The organism is Schumannella soli (assembly GCF_006517435.1).
In the GTDB taxonomy this organism is placed as follows: Bacteria; Actinomycetota; Actinomycetes; order Actinomycetales; family Microbacteriaceae; genus Schumannella; species Schumannella soli.
Map to the genome: position 1 here is coordinate 1,340,717 of NZ_VHQG01000002.1, position 17,808 is coordinate 1,358,524.

Below are 17,808 nucleotides of genomic sequence, written 5' to 3' on the forward strand. Positions count from 1 at the left end.
GCTCACAGCGCACCCCCGTCCTCGGTCGGGTCGCCGACCGTGTCGTGCACGAGATCGACCACGGCCTGGATCGTCTCGGCGAAGTTCAGATGAGTGGAGTCGAGGGTCGTCACGCCGTCGGCGGCGGTGAGGAAGTCGACGACCTTCGCGTCGGCCTTGTCGCGCTCGGCGAGCTGCCGGGCGGTCGCGGCCTGGTCGGGGGTGAGCTCGGCCGCACGGCGGGCGATGCGCACCTCCTCGTCGGCGGTGAGCAGGATGCGCACCTGGGCGTCGGGGGCGACGACCGTCGTGATGTCGCGGCCCTCGACCACGATGCCGGGGCTCGGCGTCTCGCGGATCAGGCGGCGGAACACGTCGTTGAGCGCCACGCGCACCTCGGGCACGCGGGCGACGCTGCTGACGACGGCGGTGACGCGCGGCTCGCGGATCGCCTCGGTCACGTCGTTGCCGCCGACGGACACGTGCGCTCCGCCCGGGGCGGGCACGACGCGGTAGTCGAAGGCGGCGAGCAGGCCGCGCACGGCATCCGCGTCGTCGAGGTCGATGCCGGCGTCGAGGGCGTGCCAGGCGAGGCCGCGGTAGGCGGCGCCGGTGTCGAGGAAGTCGTAGCCGAGCTCACGGGCGGCGGCGCGGCTGACGCTCGACTTGCCGCTGCCAGCGGGGCCGTCGACGGCGACGACGACGGGCGATGCGGTGGTGGTCATCTCTCGGCCTCCATGATGGTCCAGCCGCGCGCGGTCAGCGCGTCGGCGAGGCGTCCGGCGGCCTCGGGCACGACCGCGATCTCGGCGAAGCCCACCTCGGCCTCGGGCGAGTGCTCGAGCCGCAGGTCTTCCATGTTCACGCCCTCCTCGCCGATCTCGGTGAGCAGGCGGCCGATCTGGCCCGGGCGGTCGTCGATCTTGATCGTCAGGGTCGTGTAGCGGCCGCTGTGCCCGTGCTTGCCGGGCAGTCGGCCGACGCCGACGTTGCCCTCGGCGACGGCCTCGACGAGGGTGCGTCGCGCGCCGGGGGCGTCGATGTCGGCGAGCGCGCCGATCACGGCATCTAGGTCGTCGCGCAGCGGACGGAGCACCGCGGCGATCGCGTCGGCGTTCGCGCTGAGGATCTGACCCCAGAGCACCGGGTCGCTCGCGGCGATGCGGGTCGTGTCGCGCAGGCCCTGCCCGGCGATCGCGAGGGCTTCATCGCTGCCGCCGGTCAGGCGGGTGGCGAGCAGCGAGGCGATCAGCTGCGGGGCATGCGAGACGAGCGCGACGCTGGCGTCGTGCGCTTCGACATCCATCTCGATCGGGGTGGCTCCGAGGTCGAGGATGAGGTCTTCGAGCGCGGCCGCGCGACGGTAGCTGATGCCGTCGTGGCCGGCGATGATCCACGGACGGCCGACGAAGAGGTCGGCGCGCGCGCTGACCGCTCCCCCGCGCTCGCGGCCGGCCATCGGGTGGCTGCCGATGTAGCGGGAGACGTCGGCGCCGGCGGCAACGAGCTCGTCGAGCGGGGCGCGCTTGACGCTCGCGACGTCGGTCACGAGGGCGTCGGGGTAGGCGGCGAGCTCGGCGGCGACGACGCGGGCGATCACGTCGGGCGGCACCGCGACGACGATCAGGCCGGGGGCGTCACCCGGGGCGGGCGCGCGGCCGGCGCCGTAGTCGATCGCCAGGCGCCGTGCCGAGGGCGAGGCGTCGTCGAGCACGACATCCACGCCGCGTTTCGTCAGCGCGAGTCCGATGCTCGTGCCGAGGAGTCCGCTGCCGACGACGCGCACGCTCTCGGCGAGTCGTCGATCGGTCATGGGCGGCGGTTCCTCGTGTCGGGGCGGGCGGTCGTGCGGCGGGCGCCGCCGGTCGTGCCGGTGCTCTTCGTGCTGATGGTCTGGCGGGAGCGGGCCTGGCCCGCATCCTTCTTCGCGCCGGGCTTGCCGCCGCGACGGGCGTCCTGCCCCGAGCCTGACCCGGGAACGCCGCCGGCGCGCGAGATCGTCAGCAGCCGGCCGAGCTCCAGTGTACTGAGGTCGCGGCTGCGTCCGAGCCCCAGTGTCCCGAGGTGCAGCGGGCCGAACTGGCGGCGCACCAGGGCGTCGACCGGGTGGCCGACGGCATCCAGCATGCGGCGCACGATGCGGTTACGCCCCGAGTGCAGCGTGATCTCGACCATCGACTGACCCTTCGAGGGCTCGCCGATCAGCCGGGCGCGGTCGGCGCGGATGGGTCCATCGTCGAGCTCGATGCCCTTCTCGAGAGTGCGCAGCACGTTCGGGAAGACCTCGCCGCGCACGGTCGCGATGTAGGTCTTCTCGACGCCGAAGGAGGGGTGTGCGAGCACCTGGGCGAGGTCGCCGTCGTTCGTCAGCAGCAGCAGTCCGCTGGTGTCGGCGTCCAGTCGGCCGACGTTGAACAGGCGCTCCTCGTAGTCGACGGTGAACTCGCGCAGATCGGGGCGGCCCTTCTCGTCGCTCATCGTGCTGATCACGCCGGTCGGCTTGTTGAGCATGACGTAGCGCTTGCCCGGGTCGAGCTGGATCGCGGTGCCGTCGACGCTCACCAGGTCGACGAGCGGGTCGATGCGGGTGCCGAGCTCGGTCACGACCTGGCCGTTGACCTCGACCCGGCCGCTCGCGATGTACTCCTCGCACACGCGCCGCGAGGCGACGCCGGCGGCCGCCAGCACCTTCTGGAGGCGCTCGCCGGCGGGGTTGTGGGGGTCGTTTCCGTCGTTGAATCCGCTGTGATCGCTCATCGTGCGTCTCCGAAGCCGTCCACGCCATCCGCCAGCAGCGGCGAGATCAGCGGCAGCTCCTCGATCGAGTTGATGCCGAGCTGCACGAGAAGCAGATCGGTCGTCTTGTAGTTGATGGCGCCGGTCTCGCTGTCGGTGTGCGACTCGGCGATGAGGCCGCGGCCGAGCAGGGTGCGCACGACCGAGTCGACGTTGACGGCGCGGATGCTGGCGACGGCCCCGCGGGTGATCGGCTGGCGGTAGGCGATCACGGCGAGCGTCTCGAGCGCCGCCTGGGAGAGCTTGGTCGGGTTCTGGGTGAGCACGAAGTCGCCGACGACCGCGTCGTGCTCGGCGCGCACGTAGATGCGCCAGCCGCCGCCGACCTCCCGCAGCTCGAAGCCGCGGCGCACCGTGCCCCCGGCCGCGTCGCCCGCGCCGTCGTAGTCGGCGACGAGGCGGTCGATCGCCGCGCGCACGGTCTTCACCGGCGCATCCACCGCACTCGCCAGCGCGACGAGCGACTGCGGCTCGTCGACGACCATGAGGATCGCCTCGAGCGCCCGGTCGAGGTCGGCGATCGGCGCGCGCGTCGCTGGGGCCTCGACCTCAGCGGTCGCCGCGGCGCCGACCTCGCTCTCGAGGGTCTCGTCGGCGCTCTGCGGATCATCCATAGTCGGCCCCCAGGTTAGCCAGACTGTCGTCGCTCCAGTGCGCGGCCGTCCACCGCACCGTCAGCTCGCCGAGCGGCTCGAGCTGCTCGAACGAGATCGCGGCGTTGCGGTAGAGCTCGAGCACGGCCAGGAAGCGCGCCACGACGACGCCCTTCTGCTCGGCGCCGGCGCACAGCTCGCGGAAGCTCAGCGTCTCGCCCGTGCTGCGCAGCAGCGCGACCACGTGGGCGGCCTGCTCGCGGATGCTGATGAGCGGCGCGTGCAGATGGTCGAGCCCGACGGTCGGCACCTCGCGCGGTGTGAAGGCGAGCGTCGCGAGGGCGGCGAAGTCGTCGACGCTGAGGGTCCAGCGCAGCTCCGGCGTCTGGCGTCGGAACTTCTCCTCCAGCCGCACCGAGCGCACGTGCCGGCCGGCCTCGAGCTCGAGGCTGCCGGCGAACCAGCCCGCGACCTCCTTGAAGGCCCGGTACTGCAGCAGCCGCGCGAAGAGCAGGTCGCGCGCCTCGAGCAGGGCGACATCCTCGGCGTCGACGAGCTCGCCGCGTGGCAGCAGACCGGCGACCTTGAGGTCGAGCAGCGTCACCGCGACGACGATGAACTCGCTCGCCTGATCGAGCTCGGTCTCGGTGTCGAGCCCGCGCAGGTAGGCGATGAACTCGTTCGTGACGGCGCTCAGCGACACCTCGGTGATGTCGAGGCGGTGCTGCGTGATGAGCGACAGCAGCAGATCGAAGGGGCCGTCGAAGTTGTCGATCGAGAGGCGGAAGCCCGTGGTCTCCTCGACGGCGGCGGCCTCCGCCTCGGCGTCAGGCGACGGCGCCACGCGCGACGAGCTCGCGGGCGACCCGGCGGTACGACTCGGCGGCCGCGTGCTCGGGCGCGAAGGTCGTGATCGGGGTGCCGGCGACGGAGGCGTCGGGGAACTTCACGGTGCGGCCGATGACCGACTCGAGCACGCGGTCGCCGAAGGTCTCGACGACGCGCTCGAGCACCTCGCGCGAGTGCAGCGTGCGCGGGTCGAACATCGTCGGCAGGATGCCGTCGAGCGTGATCGCCGGGTTGAGCCGGTCGCGCACCTTGTCGATCGTCTCGATCAGCAGGGCGACGCCGCGCAGGGCGAAGAACTCGCACTCGAGCGGGATGAGCACGCCGTGCGCCGCGGTGAGCGCGTTGACGGTGAGCAGCCCGAGCGAGGGCTGGCAGTCGATGAGGATGACGTCGTAGCGGTCGCTGACCCGACGCAGCACGCGGGCGAGGATCATCTCGCGGGCGACCTCGTTGACGAGGTGCACCTCGGCGGCCGAGAGGTCGATGTTCGCGGGGATGATGTCGAGCCCGGGCGTGGAGGTCTCGACGATCGTCGAGAGCGTGTCCTTCTCCGAGCCGAGCAGCAGGTCGTAGATCGTCGGCAGGTCGTGGGTGTTGATGCCGAGCCCGGCACTGAGCGCGCCCTGCGGGTCGAAGTCGATCGCGAGCACGCGGCGGCCGTACTGCGCCAGGCTCGCGCCGAGGTTGATCGTGGTCGTGGTCTTGCCGACGCCGCCCTTCTGGTTGCAGAGGGCGATGATGCGCGCGGGGCCGTGACCGTTCAGCGGCGCCGGGACGGGGAACTCGCGCAGGGGCCGGCCGGTGGGGCCGAGTTTCGGCTCCGCGGTACCGGGAACATCCAGGCCGGGGAGCTCAGCGACGTCGTTCCGCTTGGCTGCCATGGCCGCGAGTCTACGAGCGCGGCGGGGTCGGTCCGCGCTCCGCCGCACCCGGGTCGGCAGGGTCACCTCGACCTCTGGTTGAAGGTGAAGGGATGCGATCGGCGGCGGAGCCGTCCGGCTCGTCGGCAGGCGCCTCGGGGGCGTCGACGGGCGTCGGATCCGGCGGCTGCGGCGGATACACCCAGGTCACGAGCGCGACCGAGATCATCATCAGCAGGAACCAGGAGACGATCTTCACCGGCGACACGAGGTGCCAGCCGTCCTGCTGGTCGGGGTAGGTCCACGCTCCCGCCCGGGTGCCGATGTTCTCGGCGAACCAGATGAAGAGCGCGACGAGCGCGAAAGCCAGCAGCACCGGCATCCGGAACCGACGTCGCCACACCCGCACGTGCATCGTCGTGCGCAGGAACACCACGACGACCGCCGCCAGCAGCACCCAGCGCAGGTCGATCATCCAATGCTGGGTGAAGAAGTTGACGTAGATGAGCGCCGCGATCACGCCGGCGAGCCAGCGCGGCGGATAGGCCGTGAAGCGCAGGTCGAAGAGCCGCACGACGCGCACCATGTACGACCCGACGGCCGCGTACATGAACCCCGTGTAGAGCGGCACCGCGCCGATGTGCAGCACGCCGTCGAGGTCGTACTCCCACGAGCCGACGCCGGTCTTGAACAGCTCCATGCCGGTGCCGACGAGGTGGAACAGCACGATCACGCGCAGCTCGCGCAGCGTCTCGAGTCGCGCGATCAGCATGAGCACCTGGATGCCGACCGCGGCGATCGTGAGCGCGTCGCTGCGGGCGAGCGCGACGCCCTCGGGGTAGGCGACCCGGGCGAGCACGATCACGGCGAGCATGAGCGCGCCGAACAGGCACGCCCACGCCTGCTTCGCGCCGAAGACGAGGAACTCGAGCACGGCGGCGCGGAGGCGCCCGGTACGGCTGTCGGGAGCGGCGCGCCCCCGGACGAGCAGCGCGCGGGCGCGGTCGTCGAGCCACTGCTCGACGGAGGTGAAGCGCGCGCCGGGTCGTGCGCCGTCGCCGCGTTCCCCGAACCGTGTCATGGTGCTCCTGTCCTCACCGGTCGATGCCGGAAGCGTGCGACGCTAGCCGCGCATCCTGTGAAGTCTCCGGCCTTGATTCGACCAAGATCAAGGTTCTAGACTTCACAGCGGAGGAGTTCGCATGTTCGTGATCACCGCCGACCAGGTCGGCAGCCGCCGCACCGCCGACCTCGTCGCCGGTGCGCTCGCCGACATCCAGGGCGCGCTCGGCCCCCGACTCGCGCTGCCCGCCGACCGCACGGCCGGCGACGAGCTGCAGGCCGTCACGGCCGACGCCCGCACCGCGGTCGAGCTCGTGCTGCGACTCAGCCGCGACGGGCGATGGAGCGTGGGATGCGGCATCGGCGCCGTCGACGGACTCGCCGACAGCACCCGCGCGAGCACCGGGCCCGCGTTCGTCGCCGCGCGCGACGCCGTCGAGGCGGCGAAGAAGAGCCGCACCCGCCTCAGCGTGCGCGGCGGCGTCGACGCCCTCGGATCCGCCGCGATCGAGCCGCTCGCCGACCTGCTGCTGCTGCTGCGCGCACGCCGCAGCCCGCCGGGCTGGGAGCTCGCCGACCTGCTCAGCACGGGCCTCACCCAGGCGGATGCCGCCCAGCAGCTGGGCATCACCCCGCAGGCGGCCAGCCAGCGCGCCCGCGCCGCGGAGATCGCTGCGGAGGCCGCCGCCGTCCCGGCGCTCGTGCGGCTGCTCGAGCTCGCCGACGCGCCGACGTCGAGCGCCACGGTGTCGGCGGCCGACGGCACAGTGGCCTCGGGCCCCGTCTCGCCGGGGTCGACCCGAGCGAAGGGAGCGCGCCCGTGACCGCCCTGCACATCGTGCTCTGGATCCTCGCGATCCTCGTGATCGCCGCCGCCACCGTCGTCGCCGCGCTCGGCGTGCGTCGCGACCGTCCCGTCGCCGGACTGGTGCCGGTCGTGCCGATCGCCCTCGGACTCCTGCTCGCTCTGCTGGGCGTGCGCATCCCCTCGCACTCGCCCGTGCTCGAGGCTCTGCTCGCGCTCGTGATCGCCGCCGCCGGCGTCGTCGCGGGCTCGCCGCTCACGATGCTGATCCTGCGACGCACGGCGCCGGCGGCGGATGCGGGACGCGGCGCGAGCGAGAACGCGGGCATCCGCGCCGACTCGGATCGGGTGCGGGCGACCGGCGCGGCGTCCCCGGGCGGGACAGCGGACGCCGGCGGAAGCGCGGGCGCCGGCATCGGCGTGCCCGACGAGACGCTGCGCCCGTCGAGCGCCTCCGACGCACCCCCTCCGCGCGAGGTGCTGCGCGGCGGCGGCGTGATCGGCTACCTGGAGCGCTTCGCGATCATCGGCTCGATCGCACTCGGCCACATCGAGGTGCTCGCCGCGGTCATCGCGATCAAGGGCCTCGGACGCTTCAACGACCTCGACAGCTCGGCCGCGCGCGAGCGCTTCATCATCGGGACGCTCGTGAGCATGATCTGGGCGGGCAGCTGCGCGGCGCTCATCCTCGTGACCGGCCTCATCCCGAAGCTCGGCTGAGCCGTCGCTCCGCCGCTGAGATCCTGAGACGGACGGAAGTCGAATGAGCTTGCTCGAGACGATGAAGAGCTATCGACGGGCCGCGTCATGGGCTGTCTGGCCGACCGATCACGCGGGCCGGCTCACCGAAGAAGCACGCTTTCCTGTCGAGCGGGCCGAAAGAGACCTCATCGACACGGCGATGATCGTCTCACTGAACCCCGGCACGGACCGGGCTGTCGAAACCGAGGAGAACACGCCCGACTGGGGGAACTTCCACTCCTCAGCCCGAAAGCACAACGATCTCTTCCTCGCGCGAGCGTTCCACGGCACCAGCCTCTGGGGCGCGTACATGACAGACCTGCACCCAGAGCACGCCGAATCCGACTCTCGCAAAGTGCGCGCGCTCCCCGAACAGATTCGCTCGTCCGTCGATTCATTGATCGAGCAAGCTCGACTTCTCGCCAACGTCGACACGATCGTGTGTCTCGGTGCGAAGACCTTCACCGGCGTGAATCGCCATCGCGACGTGATCGAGAAGGAACTGCAGATACCGGCTAGTTCGATTCGCCGTGTCCCTCACTATTCGGGAGCAGCTGCTCGAGTTCACAAGAACAATGCAGATGTGTACGCGGATGTGGTCGCAACGACCCTGGGCCTGAACCGCGCTCGGGTCTGATCAGCGGCGCAGCAGCGGCAGCACCTCCCGGCCGAGCACGCGCACGAGCTCCTCGACGTCGTCGACGCTCTCGTGGCGCGGGGCCTGCGCGATGAGGCGCGTCGCCCCGGCCTCGGCGTAGTCGCGGAACCGCTCGGCGATCTGCTCCGCGGTGCCGGCGGCGTAGTCCTCACCCGCAGCCAGCCCCTCGGGACGCCACGCGATCGCGTCGGCCGCCGCACGCTCGACACCGGCCTCGCCGACCGCGGTGATGACGCCGACACCGAGGGGTCGGGGCTGTCCCGCCGTGCGCTCGGCCAGCTCGGCCATCGCGCGCACCTCCCCGATCGTCTGCGGGGCGCCGAGCAGCACCCCGTCACCGACCTCGGCGGCGAGCGCGAGCGACTTCGGCCCTCCTCCGCCGACGTGCAGCTCGAGCGGGGCGTCGAGCGGCCAGGTCAGCTTGATCCGGTCGAGCTTCACGTAGCGCCCCTCGACCGTCACCTCCTCGCCCGCGAAGAGCCGCCGCATCGCCTCCGCCGACTCGCGCAGCAGCGTCAGCGGCGAGGCGACCCGCACGCCGGCCTGGCCCATCCACTCCTGCACGCCGTGGCCGATGCCCGCGATGAAGCGCCCGGGGAACATCCGATCGATCGTCGCCAGCTCCATCGCCGTGATCGCGGTGCTGCGCAGCGGCAGCGGCAGCAGTCCGATGCCGACACGGATGCGCGTCGTCGCGGCGAGCGCCGCCACCGCCGGCGCGATCCCGCTCTCGGCGAAGCAGTCCTCCCACACCCAGAGCTCGTCGAGTCCGGCCTCCTCGACCGCGCGCGCGAGCGGCAGCAGCCGTTCGGGCGGCATGGTCGGGTCGAAGGTCATTCCGAGTCGGGGCAGCTCTGCGTCCATGTCCCCACCCTGACGCGCCCCGCCGACATCCGCACCGATTCCGACGACTCGCGCAGCGCTGCCGAGCGGATCGACTTGGTCGTCGCGGCGACCGACCGGAGTTCTGGGTCAGCCGCGCTTCTTCGGAACCGAGCGGCGGTAGGGCGAGACCGTCGGGTCGCCGGCGATCGCGAAGCGCCAAGGGTAGGCGTCGGTGCCGCCGTCGCCGGAGACGCCGGTGCGGGGTCCGGCGTGGATGCGCGACGCGGGCACCGGAGCGGACGGCAGCTCGAGCGCGAAGGGCTCGCCGTCGAGCGGCGCGCCGTCATCGGCGAGGGCGATGCCGAGGGCGACGGTGAGGCGTGCCGGTCCCCGGGCGAGGTCGACATCCCCGCGGCTCGTGGAGCGGCGCTCGCGCGCGGTGTCGAGTCCGTCGACGACCTCGCCGGCTCGCAGCAGCACCGCCGACGCCGAGCCGGGCGGCGAGCAGACGATGTTCGCGCAGGTGTGCATGCCGTAGGAGAAGTACACGTAGAGGTGCCCGGGCTCGCCGAACATGGGGCGCGTGCGCGGGGTGGGGCCGCGGTGGGCGTGTGAGCCGGGATCCTCGCCGACGCCCAGATAGGCCTCGACCTCGGTCAGGCGCACGCTCACGCCGCGGCCATGCAGCACGGCGCCGAGCAGCTGCGGCGCCACCTCGACCGAGGGGCGCCGCAGCAGTTCGAGCAGATCGCGATCTGGCACGGGATCGGGCGCGGAGCTCAGCGGAGCATCCTCAGAAGAACCGCTGACCCGAGACGATCACGACGATCAGCACGAACACGATGACCGCGGCGGCGAGTCCGACCGCGAGCGGCAGCACCCAGCGACGCGGCGGGCGCGGCGCCTTCGGATCGCGCGGTTCGCGCGACGATCCGGTGCCCTGCGGACCCCCGCTCATCGCCCGGCCAGTCCGCGCACGCGCTCGGTGAGCGCCGCGAGCTGCTCGGCGACGCGCTCGGGCGCCGTGCCGCCGATGCCGGCGCGGCTCGCGAGCGAGCCCTCGACCGTCAGCACCGCGCGCACCGAGCCGGTGAGACGCGGGTCGATCGCGGCGTACTGGGCGTCGCTCGGCTCATCCAGTTCGAGCCCCTCGGCCTCGCAGAAGCGCACGAGCGCGCCCGAGATCTCGTGGGCCTCGCGGAAGGGTACGCCCTCGCGCACGAGGTGGTCGGCCACGTCGGTCGCGAGCGAGAAGCCCTGCGGGGCGAGCTCGGCGAGGCGCACCGTGTCGAATTCGAGGGTGGCGACCATGCCGGCGAAGGCGGGCAGCAGCACCTCGAGCGTCTGCACGGAGTCGAAGACGGGCTCCTTGTCCTCCTGCAGGTCGCGGTTGTAGCCGAGCGGCAGTGCCTTGAGCGTCGCGAGCAGTCCGGTCAGGTTGCCGATCAGGCGGCCGCTCTTGCCGCGCGCGAGCTCGGCGATGTCGGGGTTCTTCTTCTGCGGCATGATCGACGATCCCGTCGAGAAGCCGTCGTGCAGGCGGATGAAGCGGAACTCGCGCGTCGCCCACAGGATGATCTCCTCGGCGAAGCGCGACAGGTCGATGCCGATCTGCGCCGCGATGAAGGCGAACTCGGCCACGACGTCGCGCGAGGCGGTCGCGTCGATCGAGTTGAGCATCGGGGCGCCGAGCCCGAGCTCCGCGGCGATCGGCACCGGGTCGAGCCCCAAGGCCCCACCCGCGACCGCGCCGGCGCCGTAGGGCGATTCGGCGGCGCGCACGCGCCAGTCGCGCAGGCGCTCGAGGTCGCGCACGAGCGGCCAGGCGTGGGCGAGCAGCTGGTGCGACAGCAGCACCGGCTGAGCGTGCTGCAGGTGCGTGCGTCCGGGCATCGGCGCGTTCGGGTGCGCGGACGCCTGCCCGGCGATCGCGTCGATCGTCTGCACGAGCAGGTGCTGGATCGTGGTCGCGTGGTCGAGCAGGTAGAGCCGCACGAGGGTGGCGATCTGGTCGTTGCGGCTGCGGCCGGCGCGCAGGCGCCCGCCGAGCTCCGGTCCGACCGCGGCGACGAGCTCGCGTTCGAGCGCGAAGTGCACGTCCTCGTCCGAGGGCTTCGGCTGGATGCTGCCGTCGCGCCAGCCGGCCTCGATCTGATCCAGCCCGGCCAGCATCCGCTCGAGGTCGTCGGCGACGAGGTAGCCGGCCGCGGCGAGCGCCCGCGCGTGCGCGCGCGATCCCGCGAGGTCGTAGGGCGCGAGCGCCCAGTCGAAGTGCGTCGAGCGGCTCAGCGTCTCGAGCTCGGGCGAGGGGCCGTCGGCGAAGCGTCCGCCCCAGAGCGAGGAACCGCCGGCGGTCGATCCGCCGCTGGAGCCGTCGCCGGTCACGCCGGCCGCGCCATCCACGCCGCTCACAGCGCGGCCTCGTTCTTCGCGAGCAGCCACGCCAGCAGCGCCTTCTGCGCGTGCAGGCGGTTCTCGGCCTCGTCCCAGATCACGCTCTGCGCGCCGTCGATCACCTCGGCGGCGACCTCGTAGCCGCGGTAGGCGGGCAGGCAGTGCAGGAAGATCGCGTCGCCCGCGGCCTCGGCCATGAGCTCGCTCGTCACCTGGTAGCCGCCGAGCTTCGCGACGCGGTCGGCCTTCTGGTCCTCCTGGCCCATCGACACCCAGGTGTCGGTGACGACGACGTCGGCGCCGGCGACGGCCTCCGAGGCGGAGGCGGTGACGAGCACCGAGCCGCCGGTCTGCGCCGCGCGGGTGCGCGCGTCATCCACGAAGCGCCCCTCGGGCTGGAAGCCCTCGGGTGCGCCGATGCGCACGTGCATGCCCGCGGTCGCGCCGGCGAGCAGGTAGCTGTTGGCCATGTTGTTCGCGCCGTCGCCGACGTAGGCGACCGTGAGCCCGGCGAGCGTGCCCTTGTGCTCCTGGATCGTGAGCAGGTCGGCGAGCAGCTGGCAGGGGTGGAAGTCGTCGCTCAGCGCGTTGACGACGGGCACGGTCGCGCCGTGCGCCATCTGCTCGAGGCCGGTCTGCGCGTAGGTGCGCCAGACGATCGCCGAGACCATGCGCTCGAGCACGCGGGCGGTGTCGGAGGGGCTCTCCTTGCCGCCGAGCTGGCTGTTGCCGGTGTCCATGATCAGCGGCGAGCCGCCGAGGTCGGCGATGCCGACCGAGAACGAGACCCGCGTGCGCGTGGAGGTCTTGTCGAAGATGACGGCAACGCTCTGCGGCCCGGCGAGCGGCTTCTGCGCCCAGCGGTCGGCCTTCAGCTCGCGGGCGAGCTCGAGGATCTCGAGCTGCTCGGCGCTCGACAGGTCGTCGTCGCGGAGGAGGTGGCGGGTCATGCGGGGGCTCCCGTCGGGGTCGATGCGGATGCGGTGGTGGGCGCCGATGCGGCGGCGACGTCGGCGAGCGCCGCGCCGAAGCGCTCGAGGAACACGGCGATCTCGTCGTCGCCGATGTTGAGCGCCGGGGCGAGGCGGATGACGTCGTCGGCCGGGGCGTTGACGATGAGTCCGCGGCGGTGGGCGGCGGCGCGCACGTCGTTCGCGACGGGCGCCGCGAGCTCGATGCCGAGCAGCAGTCCGCGACCGCGCACGCCGGTCACCAGGGGGCTGCCGAGAGCGAGGATCTTCTCGCTCAGCTCGACCCCGCGGGCGGCCGCGTTCTCGACCAGCCCCGCGTTCTCGACCTCGGCGAGCACGGCATCCGCGACGGCGCCCGCCAGCGCGTTGCCGCCGAAGGTGGAGCCGTGTTGTCCGGGCTTGAACAGGTCCCCCGTGCCGTGGAAGGTCACGAGGGCGCCGATCGGGAAGCCGCCGCCGATGCCCTTCGCGAGCGTGATCGCGTCGGGCTCGATGCCCGCGTGCTGGAAGCCGAACCACGCGCCGGTGCGGCCGGCGCCGGTCTGGATCTCGTCGACGATGAGCAGCGCGCCGTGCTTCCGCGTGAGCTCGCGCGCGGCCTCGAGATACCCGGAGGGCAGCGGCACGACGCCCGCCTCGCCCTGGATGGGCTCGACGATCAGGGCGGCCACGTCAGGGCCGATCGCGGCCTCGAGGGCCTGGATGGTCGGCGCGAGGTGCTCGACGCCGCCGATGAGCGGCTCGAAGGGCGCGCGCAGCGCCGGCTTGCCGGTGAGGGCGAGCGCGCCGGTCGACCGGCCGTGGAAGGCCTTGTCGAGGGCGAGGATGCGCGGCCTGCCGGTCAGCTTCGCGAGCTTGAGCGCGGCCTCGTTCGCCTCGGTGCCCGAGTTCGCGAGGAACACTCGGTCTCCCCCGCTGAGCCGCAGCAGGCGGTCGACGAGGTCGAGCTGCGGCGGCGTGACGAAGTAGTTCGAGATGTGCGCGAGTGTCGCCGCCTGGCGGCTCACCGCCTCCACGAAGACCGGGTGCGCGTGGCCGAGCACGTTGACGGCGATGCCGCCGAGGAAGTCGAGGTACTCGACGCCGTCGACATCCCACACGTACGAGCCCGCGCCGCGCTCGAAGGCGGCGAGGGGGCGGCCCCACGAAGGCATCATCGTCTGCTGGTAGTGGTCCAGGTCGTTCTCGGTGCTCATGCCGGCACCACCTCCGTTCCGATTCCCTCGCTGGTGAAGATCTCGAGCAGGATCGAGTGCTCGCGGCGGCCGTCGATGACCGCGGCCTTGGGCACGCCGCCGAGCACGGCATCCAGGCAGGCGGTCATCTTGGGGATCATGCCGCTCTGCAGCGAGGGCAGCAGCGCGGTGAGCTCGGCGGTGTCGATCTGCGAGATGAGCGACTCCGGGTCGGGCCAGTCGCCGTAGAGACCGGCGACGTCGGTCAGCACGACGAGCTTCGCCGCGCCCAGGGCGACGGCGAGGCTGGCGGCGGCCGAGTCGGCGTTGACGTTGAGCGACGAGCCGGGCTCGTCGAGGTCGGGCGCGATCGACGACACGACGGGGATGCGGCCGGCGTTGAGCTCGGCGATCACCGCGGCCGGGTCGACCGAGACGACGTCGCCGACGAGGCCGATGTCGACGAGCTCGCCGTCGATCTCGACGCCGCGACGACGGCCGCCGAACAGCCCGGCGTCCTCCCCCGCGATCGCGCTCGCGAGCGGACCGTGCTCGTTGATCAGGCTGACCAGCTCGCGGCTGACCTGGCCGGTCAGCACCATGCGCACGACGTCCATCGCCTCGGGCGTCGTGACGCGGTAGCCGCCCTTGAACTCGCTCGGGATGCCGAGCCGGTCGAGCATCGCCGAGATCTGCGGCCCTCCGCCGTGCACGACGACTGGGCGGATGCCGGCCGAGCGCAGGAACACCATGTCCTGCGCGAACGCCTGCTGCAGGGCGCGGTCGACCATGGCGTTGCCGCCGAACTTGATGACGACGATCTCGCCGGCGAATCGCTGCAGCCAGGGCAGCGCCTCGATCAGCACCGAGGCCTTGGCGGCGGCGGTCTCCAGACGGGCGGCCGGACTGATGGATGCTGTCGCGTCGCGCTCGGGGCGGGTCGCGGGGTCGCGCACGTCGCTCATGAGCTGTACGCCGAGTTCTCGTGCACGTAGTCGTGCGTGAGGTCGTTCGTGTAGATCGTCGCCTCGGCCGCGCCGTAGTGCAGGTCGATCAGCACGTGCACGGCGCGCGAGGTCAGGTCGACCTCGTCGCGCGGGCGGTCGGGGCCGCCGGCCGAGCAGACGCGCACGCCGTTCATGCTCACGTCGACCGCGTAGGGGTCGAAGGGCGCCTGCGTCGTGCCGATTGCGGCGAGCACCCGGCCCCAGTTGGGGTCGTTGCCGAACACCGCGGCCTTGAAGAGGTTGTTGCGGGCGACCGAGCGGCCGACCTCGACCGCGTCGGCCTCGGTCTCGGCGCCGACGACCTCGATCGCGATGTCGTGGCTCGCGCCCTCGGCGTCGCCCTGCAGCTGCAGCGCGAGGTCGAGGCTGAGCTCGCGCAGCGCCTCGGCGAACTCGGCCAGGTCCGGGGTGACGCCGGAGGCACCGCTCGCCAGCAGCGTGACCTGGTCGTTCGTCGACATGCAGCCGTCGGAGTCGAGGCGGTCGAAGGTGACGCCCGTGGCGGAGCGCAGCGCCGCATCCAGCTGGGCCGAATCGAGCACCGCGTCGGTCGTGATCACGACGAGCATCGTCGCGAGGCCCGGGGCGAGCATGCCCGCGCCCTTCGCCATGCCGCCGAGGCTCCAGCCGGCGGCCGAACGGTAGGCGGCCGTCTTGGCGTGGGTGTCGGTCGTGATGATCGCGGCGGCGGCGTCCGCGCCGGCCTCGTCGCTCGTGTCGAGCGCCTCGGCCGCGGCGGTGACGCCCGCGAGCAGCTTGGCGCGGTCGAGCTGGTCGCCGATCAGGCCGGTCGAGCAGACGAGCACATCGCCCGCATCCACCCCGACCGCCGCCGCGACGCCCTCGGCCGTCGCGTGCGTGGTCTGGAAGCCCTCGGCGCCGGTGAAGCAGTTCGCGCCGCCCGAGTTGAGCACGATCGCCGAGACCTGACCGTCGGCGATGACCTGACGCGACCAGATGATCGGGTTCGCCTGCGCGCGGTTCGAGGTGAACACGGCCGCGGCGGCGTTCAGCGGACCGCGGTTGACGACGAGCGCCAGATCCAGGTTGCCGTTCGACTTGAGCCCGGCGCGCACGCCGGCGGCCGCGAATCCGGCGGGGGTGGTGACGGTCACGGGGCGACTCCGTTCACGGGCAGGCCGAGGGTCTCGTCGAGACCCACGGCGAGGTTGGCCGACTGGATGGCGGCACCGGCGGTGCCTTTGACGAGGTTGTCGAGCGCGCTCACGACGACGACGCGACCGGCCCGCTCGTCGACGGCGAGACCGACGAGCACGGTGTTCGCGCCGGTCGTGTCGCCGGAGCGCGGGAACACGCCCTCGGGCAGCAGGTGGGCAAAGGGCTCGTCGGCGTAAGCGTCCTCCCATGCGGCGCGCACCTCGGCGGCGGTCACGCCGGGGCCGAGCTTCGCGGTCGAGGTGGCGAGGATGCCGCGCGACATCGGCACGAGCACGGGCGTGAACGAGATGCTCACCCCGGTGCCGCCCGCGGCCGTGAGGTTCTGGATGATCTCGGGCACGTGGCGGTGCACGCCGCCGACGCCGTAGGCCGAGGCCGAGCCGGCGATCTCGCTCGCGAGGAGGCTCGTCTTCAGGCTCTTGCCGGCGCCCGAGGTGCCGACGCTGAGCACGCTGACCAGGTCGTCGGCCTGGATGACCCCGGCCGCGATGCCCGGGGCGAGGCCGAAGGTGACGGCGCTGACGTTGCAGCCGGGAACGGCGATGCGCTTCGTCTGCGCGAGCTCGGCGCGCTGGGCGGCGGCGGTCCCGGTCGCCGGGGTGGCGGCGTCGGCGCGCGGCAGCTCCGGCATCCCGTAGGTCCAGGCGCCGTAGTACTCGCCGCCGTACCAGGTGGCCCAGGCCTGCGGGTCGGTCAGACGGTGGTCGGCGCCGCAGTCGACGACGAGCACGTCATCCGGCAGCTCGGCCGTGATCGCGCCCGAGGCGCCGTGCGGCAGCGCGAGGAAGACGATGTCGTGGCCGGCGAGCGAGGCGGCCTCGGTGGGCTTCAGCACGAGGTCGGCGTAGCTGAGCAGGTGCGGGTGCACGGCGGCGAGCCTCTCGCCCGCGTTGCTGTGCGCGGTCACCGTGGTGACCTGGAATTCGGGGTGCGCGGCGAGGAGGCGAAGGAGCTCGCCCCCGGCGTAGCCGCTCGCGCCGGCGACGGCGACGGAGTAGGACATGGCGGATACCTCAGGATGTCAGCGACGGACGTGGATGCGGGGCGGCGACGTCAGCGCTGGTGAGGCTCGGCTCGTGGCCAGGCTCAGCGGCGGGACGACGCCCCGGTTCGGCGCGTACGACGAAGACGTCGAGCAGCACGCTGCTGAGCTCCGGTCGTCAGGTCCACGCGTCGACCCTAGCGCGCCGCGCGACACCCGACACAATCGAGCAGCGCGCATCAGCCCCTGTCGCTCGGAGGAACGCCCGGTCTAGCCTGGCGACACGAGGCCGCGGCGGCCGTCGCCCGGCGGATGCGGAGGGTTCCCATGTCGGACATCGATCAGCTGCTGAAGACCCTGCCCGTCGGCGACATCGCCCGGCAGGTCGGCGTCGACGAGGACACCGCCCAGGATGCGCTGCAGCAGATCCTGCCCGGCCTCGTCGGCGGTCTGCAGGCGAACGTCGCCGACGGCGGCGGGGCCTCGCTCGAGAAGGCGCTCGGATTCCACCAGGGACGCTCGCTCTCCCTCGCCGACGTCGACGAGGCGGACGGCCAGAAGATCGTCAAGAACGTCTTCGGCGACAACGCCGCCCCGGTCGCGTCGAAGCTGGCCGACTCGAGCGCGAAGTCGTCGGTCACCTCGGGACTGATCGAGAAGATCCTGCCGATCGTCGCGCCGCTCGTGCTCGCCTGGCTCGCGAACCGCTTCTTCGGCCAGAAGGATGCGGGCTCCTCGGCGAGCGCCGCCCCGGCGTCGTCGGGCGGCGGCCTGGGCGACATCCTCGGCGGGCTGCTCGGCGGCGGCTCGGGTTCCTCGGGCGGGTCGAGCTCGGGCGGTGGGATCGGCGACATCCTCGGCGGACTCGGCGGCCTGCTCGGCGGCGGCAAGCGCTGACCTCGGATCGTACGCAGAAGGGGCAGGACGCGTCG

At 72.5% G+C, this 17,808-nt stretch carries 20 protein-coding genes; 4 read left to right on the top strand and 16 right to left on the bottom strand.

Annotation, left to right across the window (positions count from 1 at the left end; all coding sequences use genetic code 11):
* Nucleotides 1-2: 2 nt before the first annotated feature.
* From cmk to FJ657_RS11930, 7 genes are read right to left on the bottom strand one after another with little or no spacing between them, the layout of a single operon-like run.
* Nucleotides 3-704, bottom strand: a complete 702-nt coding sequence (gene cmk / locus FJ657_RS11900) for a (d)CMP kinase (RefSeq protein ID WP_141163815.1) — start codon at nucleotides 702-704, stop codon at nucleotides 3-5.
* A complete protein-coding gene (locus FJ657_RS11905) occupies nucleotides 701-1,792 on the bottom strand; it encodes a prephenate dehydrogenase (RefSeq protein ID WP_141163816.1) in 1,092 nt (363 codons plus the stop codon). Before FJ657_RS11905 ends, cmk begins: the two co-directional genes overlap by 4 nt.
* Nucleotides 1,789-2,736, bottom strand: coding sequence for a pseudouridine synthase (locus FJ657_RS11910; protein ID WP_141163817.1), 948 nt, complete (start codon nucleotides 2,734-2,736; stop codon nucleotides 1,789-1,791). The genes FJ657_RS11905 and FJ657_RS11910 overlap by 4 nt, the downstream gene beginning before the upstream one ends.
* Nucleotides 2,733-3,389: an SMC-Scp complex subunit ScpB gene (gene scpB / locus FJ657_RS11915; protein ID WP_141163818.1), complete on the bottom strand. Its 657-nt coding sequence runs from the start codon at nucleotides 3,387-3,389 to the stop codon at nucleotides 2,733-2,735. The genes FJ657_RS11910 and scpB overlap by 4 nt, the downstream gene beginning before the upstream one ends.
* Nucleotides 3,382-4,212 (bottom strand): segregation and condensation protein A, encoded by an 831-nt coding sequence (locus tag FJ657_RS11920; RefSeq protein WP_141163819.1) that lies wholly within the window; start codon nucleotides 4,210-4,212, stop codon nucleotides 3,382-3,384. Before FJ657_RS11920 ends, scpB begins: the two co-directional genes overlap by 8 nt.
* Nucleotides 4,196-5,098, bottom strand: coding sequence for a ParA family protein (locus tag FJ657_RS11925; RefSeq protein WP_141163820.1), 903 nt, complete (start codon nucleotides 5,096-5,098; stop codon nucleotides 4,196-4,198). Before FJ657_RS11925 ends, FJ657_RS11920 begins: the two co-directional genes overlap by 17 nt.
* Nucleotides 5,099-5,108: 10 nt before the next feature.
* The gene (locus tag FJ657_RS11930; protein ID WP_141163821.1) at nucleotides 5,109-6,158 is read right to left on the bottom strand and encodes a DUF817 domain-containing protein; all 1,050 of its coding nucleotides are present in this window, start codon (nucleotides 6,156-6,158) and stop codon (nucleotides 5,109-5,111) included.
* Nucleotides 6,159-6,279: 121 nt separating this feature from the next.
* Here FJ657_RS11930 and FJ657_RS11935 point away from each other — a divergent pair, with 121 nt between their 5' ends.
* The 3 genes from FJ657_RS11935 to FJ657_RS11945 are packed head-to-tail and all read left to right on the top strand — an operon-like array spanning nucleotide 6,280 to nucleotide 8,322.
* Nucleotides 6,280-6,963 (top strand): DNA-binding protein, encoded by a 684-nt coding sequence (locus FJ657_RS11935; protein WP_141163822.1) that lies wholly within the window; start codon nucleotides 6,280-6,282, stop codon nucleotides 6,961-6,963.
* Nucleotides 6,960-7,664, top strand: coding sequence for a hypothetical protein (locus FJ657_RS17095; protein ID WP_181408948.1), 705 nt, complete (start codon nucleotides 6,960-6,962; stop codon nucleotides 7,662-7,664). Before FJ657_RS11935 ends, FJ657_RS17095 begins: the two co-directional genes overlap by 4 nt.
* Nucleotides 7,665-7,707: 43 nt before the next feature.
* Nucleotides 7,708-8,322: a hypothetical protein gene (locus FJ657_RS11945; protein ID WP_141163823.1), complete on the top strand. Its 615-nt coding sequence runs from the start codon at nucleotides 7,708-7,710 to the stop codon at nucleotides 8,320-8,322.
* Here the strand turns inward: FJ657_RS11945 and FJ657_RS11950 are convergent, their stop codons facing one another.
* From FJ657_RS11950 to argC, 9 genes are all read right to left on the bottom strand, one after another.
* Nucleotides 8,323-9,207: an LLM class flavin-dependent oxidoreductase gene (locus FJ657_RS11950; protein WP_255447289.1), complete on the bottom strand. Its 885-nt coding sequence runs from the start codon at nucleotides 9,205-9,207 to the stop codon at nucleotides 8,323-8,325.
* A gap of 108 nt (nucleotides 9,208-9,315) precedes the next feature.
* Nucleotides 9,316-9,930 (bottom strand): DNA-3-methyladenine glycosylase, encoded by a 615-nt coding sequence (locus FJ657_RS11955; protein ID WP_255447290.1) that lies wholly within the window; start codon nucleotides 9,928-9,930, stop codon nucleotides 9,316-9,318.
* A gap of 31 nt (nucleotides 9,931-9,961) precedes the next feature.
* Nucleotides 9,962-10,126, bottom strand: coding sequence for a hypothetical protein (locus tag FJ657_RS17100; protein WP_181408949.1), 165 nt, complete (start codon nucleotides 10,124-10,126; stop codon nucleotides 9,962-9,964).
* Complete coding sequence (gene argH / locus FJ657_RS11960; RefSeq protein ID WP_141164027.1) at nucleotides 10,123-11,553, bottom strand: argininosuccinate lyase; 1,431 nt, start codon at nucleotides 11,551-11,553, stop codon at nucleotides 10,123-10,125. The genes FJ657_RS17100 and argH overlap by 4 nt, the downstream gene beginning before the upstream one ends.
* A 23-nt stretch (nucleotides 11,554-11,576) precedes the next feature.
* Complete coding sequence (argF, locus tag FJ657_RS11965) at nucleotides 11,577-12,512, bottom strand: ornithine carbamoyltransferase (RefSeq protein WP_141163824.1); 936 nt, start codon at nucleotides 12,510-12,512, stop codon at nucleotides 11,577-11,579.
* Nucleotides 12,509-13,729 (bottom strand): acetylornithine transaminase, encoded by a 1,221-nt coding sequence (locus FJ657_RS11970; RefSeq protein ID WP_141163825.1) that lies wholly within the window; start codon nucleotides 13,727-13,729, stop codon nucleotides 12,509-12,511. The genes argF and FJ657_RS11970 overlap by 4 nt, the downstream gene beginning before the upstream one ends.
* Nucleotides 13,726-14,673, bottom strand: coding sequence for an acetylglutamate kinase (argB, locus tag FJ657_RS11975; protein ID WP_141163826.1), 948 nt, complete (start codon nucleotides 14,671-14,673; stop codon nucleotides 13,726-13,728). The genes FJ657_RS11970 and argB overlap by 4 nt, the downstream gene beginning before the upstream one ends.
* Nucleotides 14,670-15,830 carry a bifunctional glutamate N-acetyltransferase/amino-acid acetyltransferase ArgJ gene (argJ, locus tag FJ657_RS11980; RefSeq protein WP_141163827.1) on the bottom strand — a complete coding sequence of 387 codons (1,161 nt, stop codon included), beginning with the start codon at nucleotides 15,828-15,830 and terminating at the stop codon, nucleotides 14,670-14,672. The genes argB and argJ overlap by 4 nt, the downstream gene beginning before the upstream one ends.
* Entirely contained in the window at nucleotides 15,827-16,897 is a 1,071-nt protein-coding gene (gene argC, locus FJ657_RS11985; protein ID WP_141163828.1) for an N-acetyl-gamma-glutamyl-phosphate reductase, read from the bottom strand. Before argC ends, argJ begins: the two co-directional genes overlap by 4 nt.
* 306 nt (nucleotides 16,898-17,203) lie before the next feature.
* On the opposite strand from argC, the gene FJ657_RS11990 reads away from it, so the two are divergent.
* Nucleotides 17,204-17,773, top strand: a complete 570-nt coding sequence (locus FJ657_RS11990) for a DUF937 domain-containing protein (RefSeq protein WP_141163829.1) — start codon at nucleotides 17,204-17,206, stop codon at nucleotides 17,771-17,773.
* The last annotated feature ends 35 nt before the right edge of the window (nucleotides 17,774-17,808 follow it).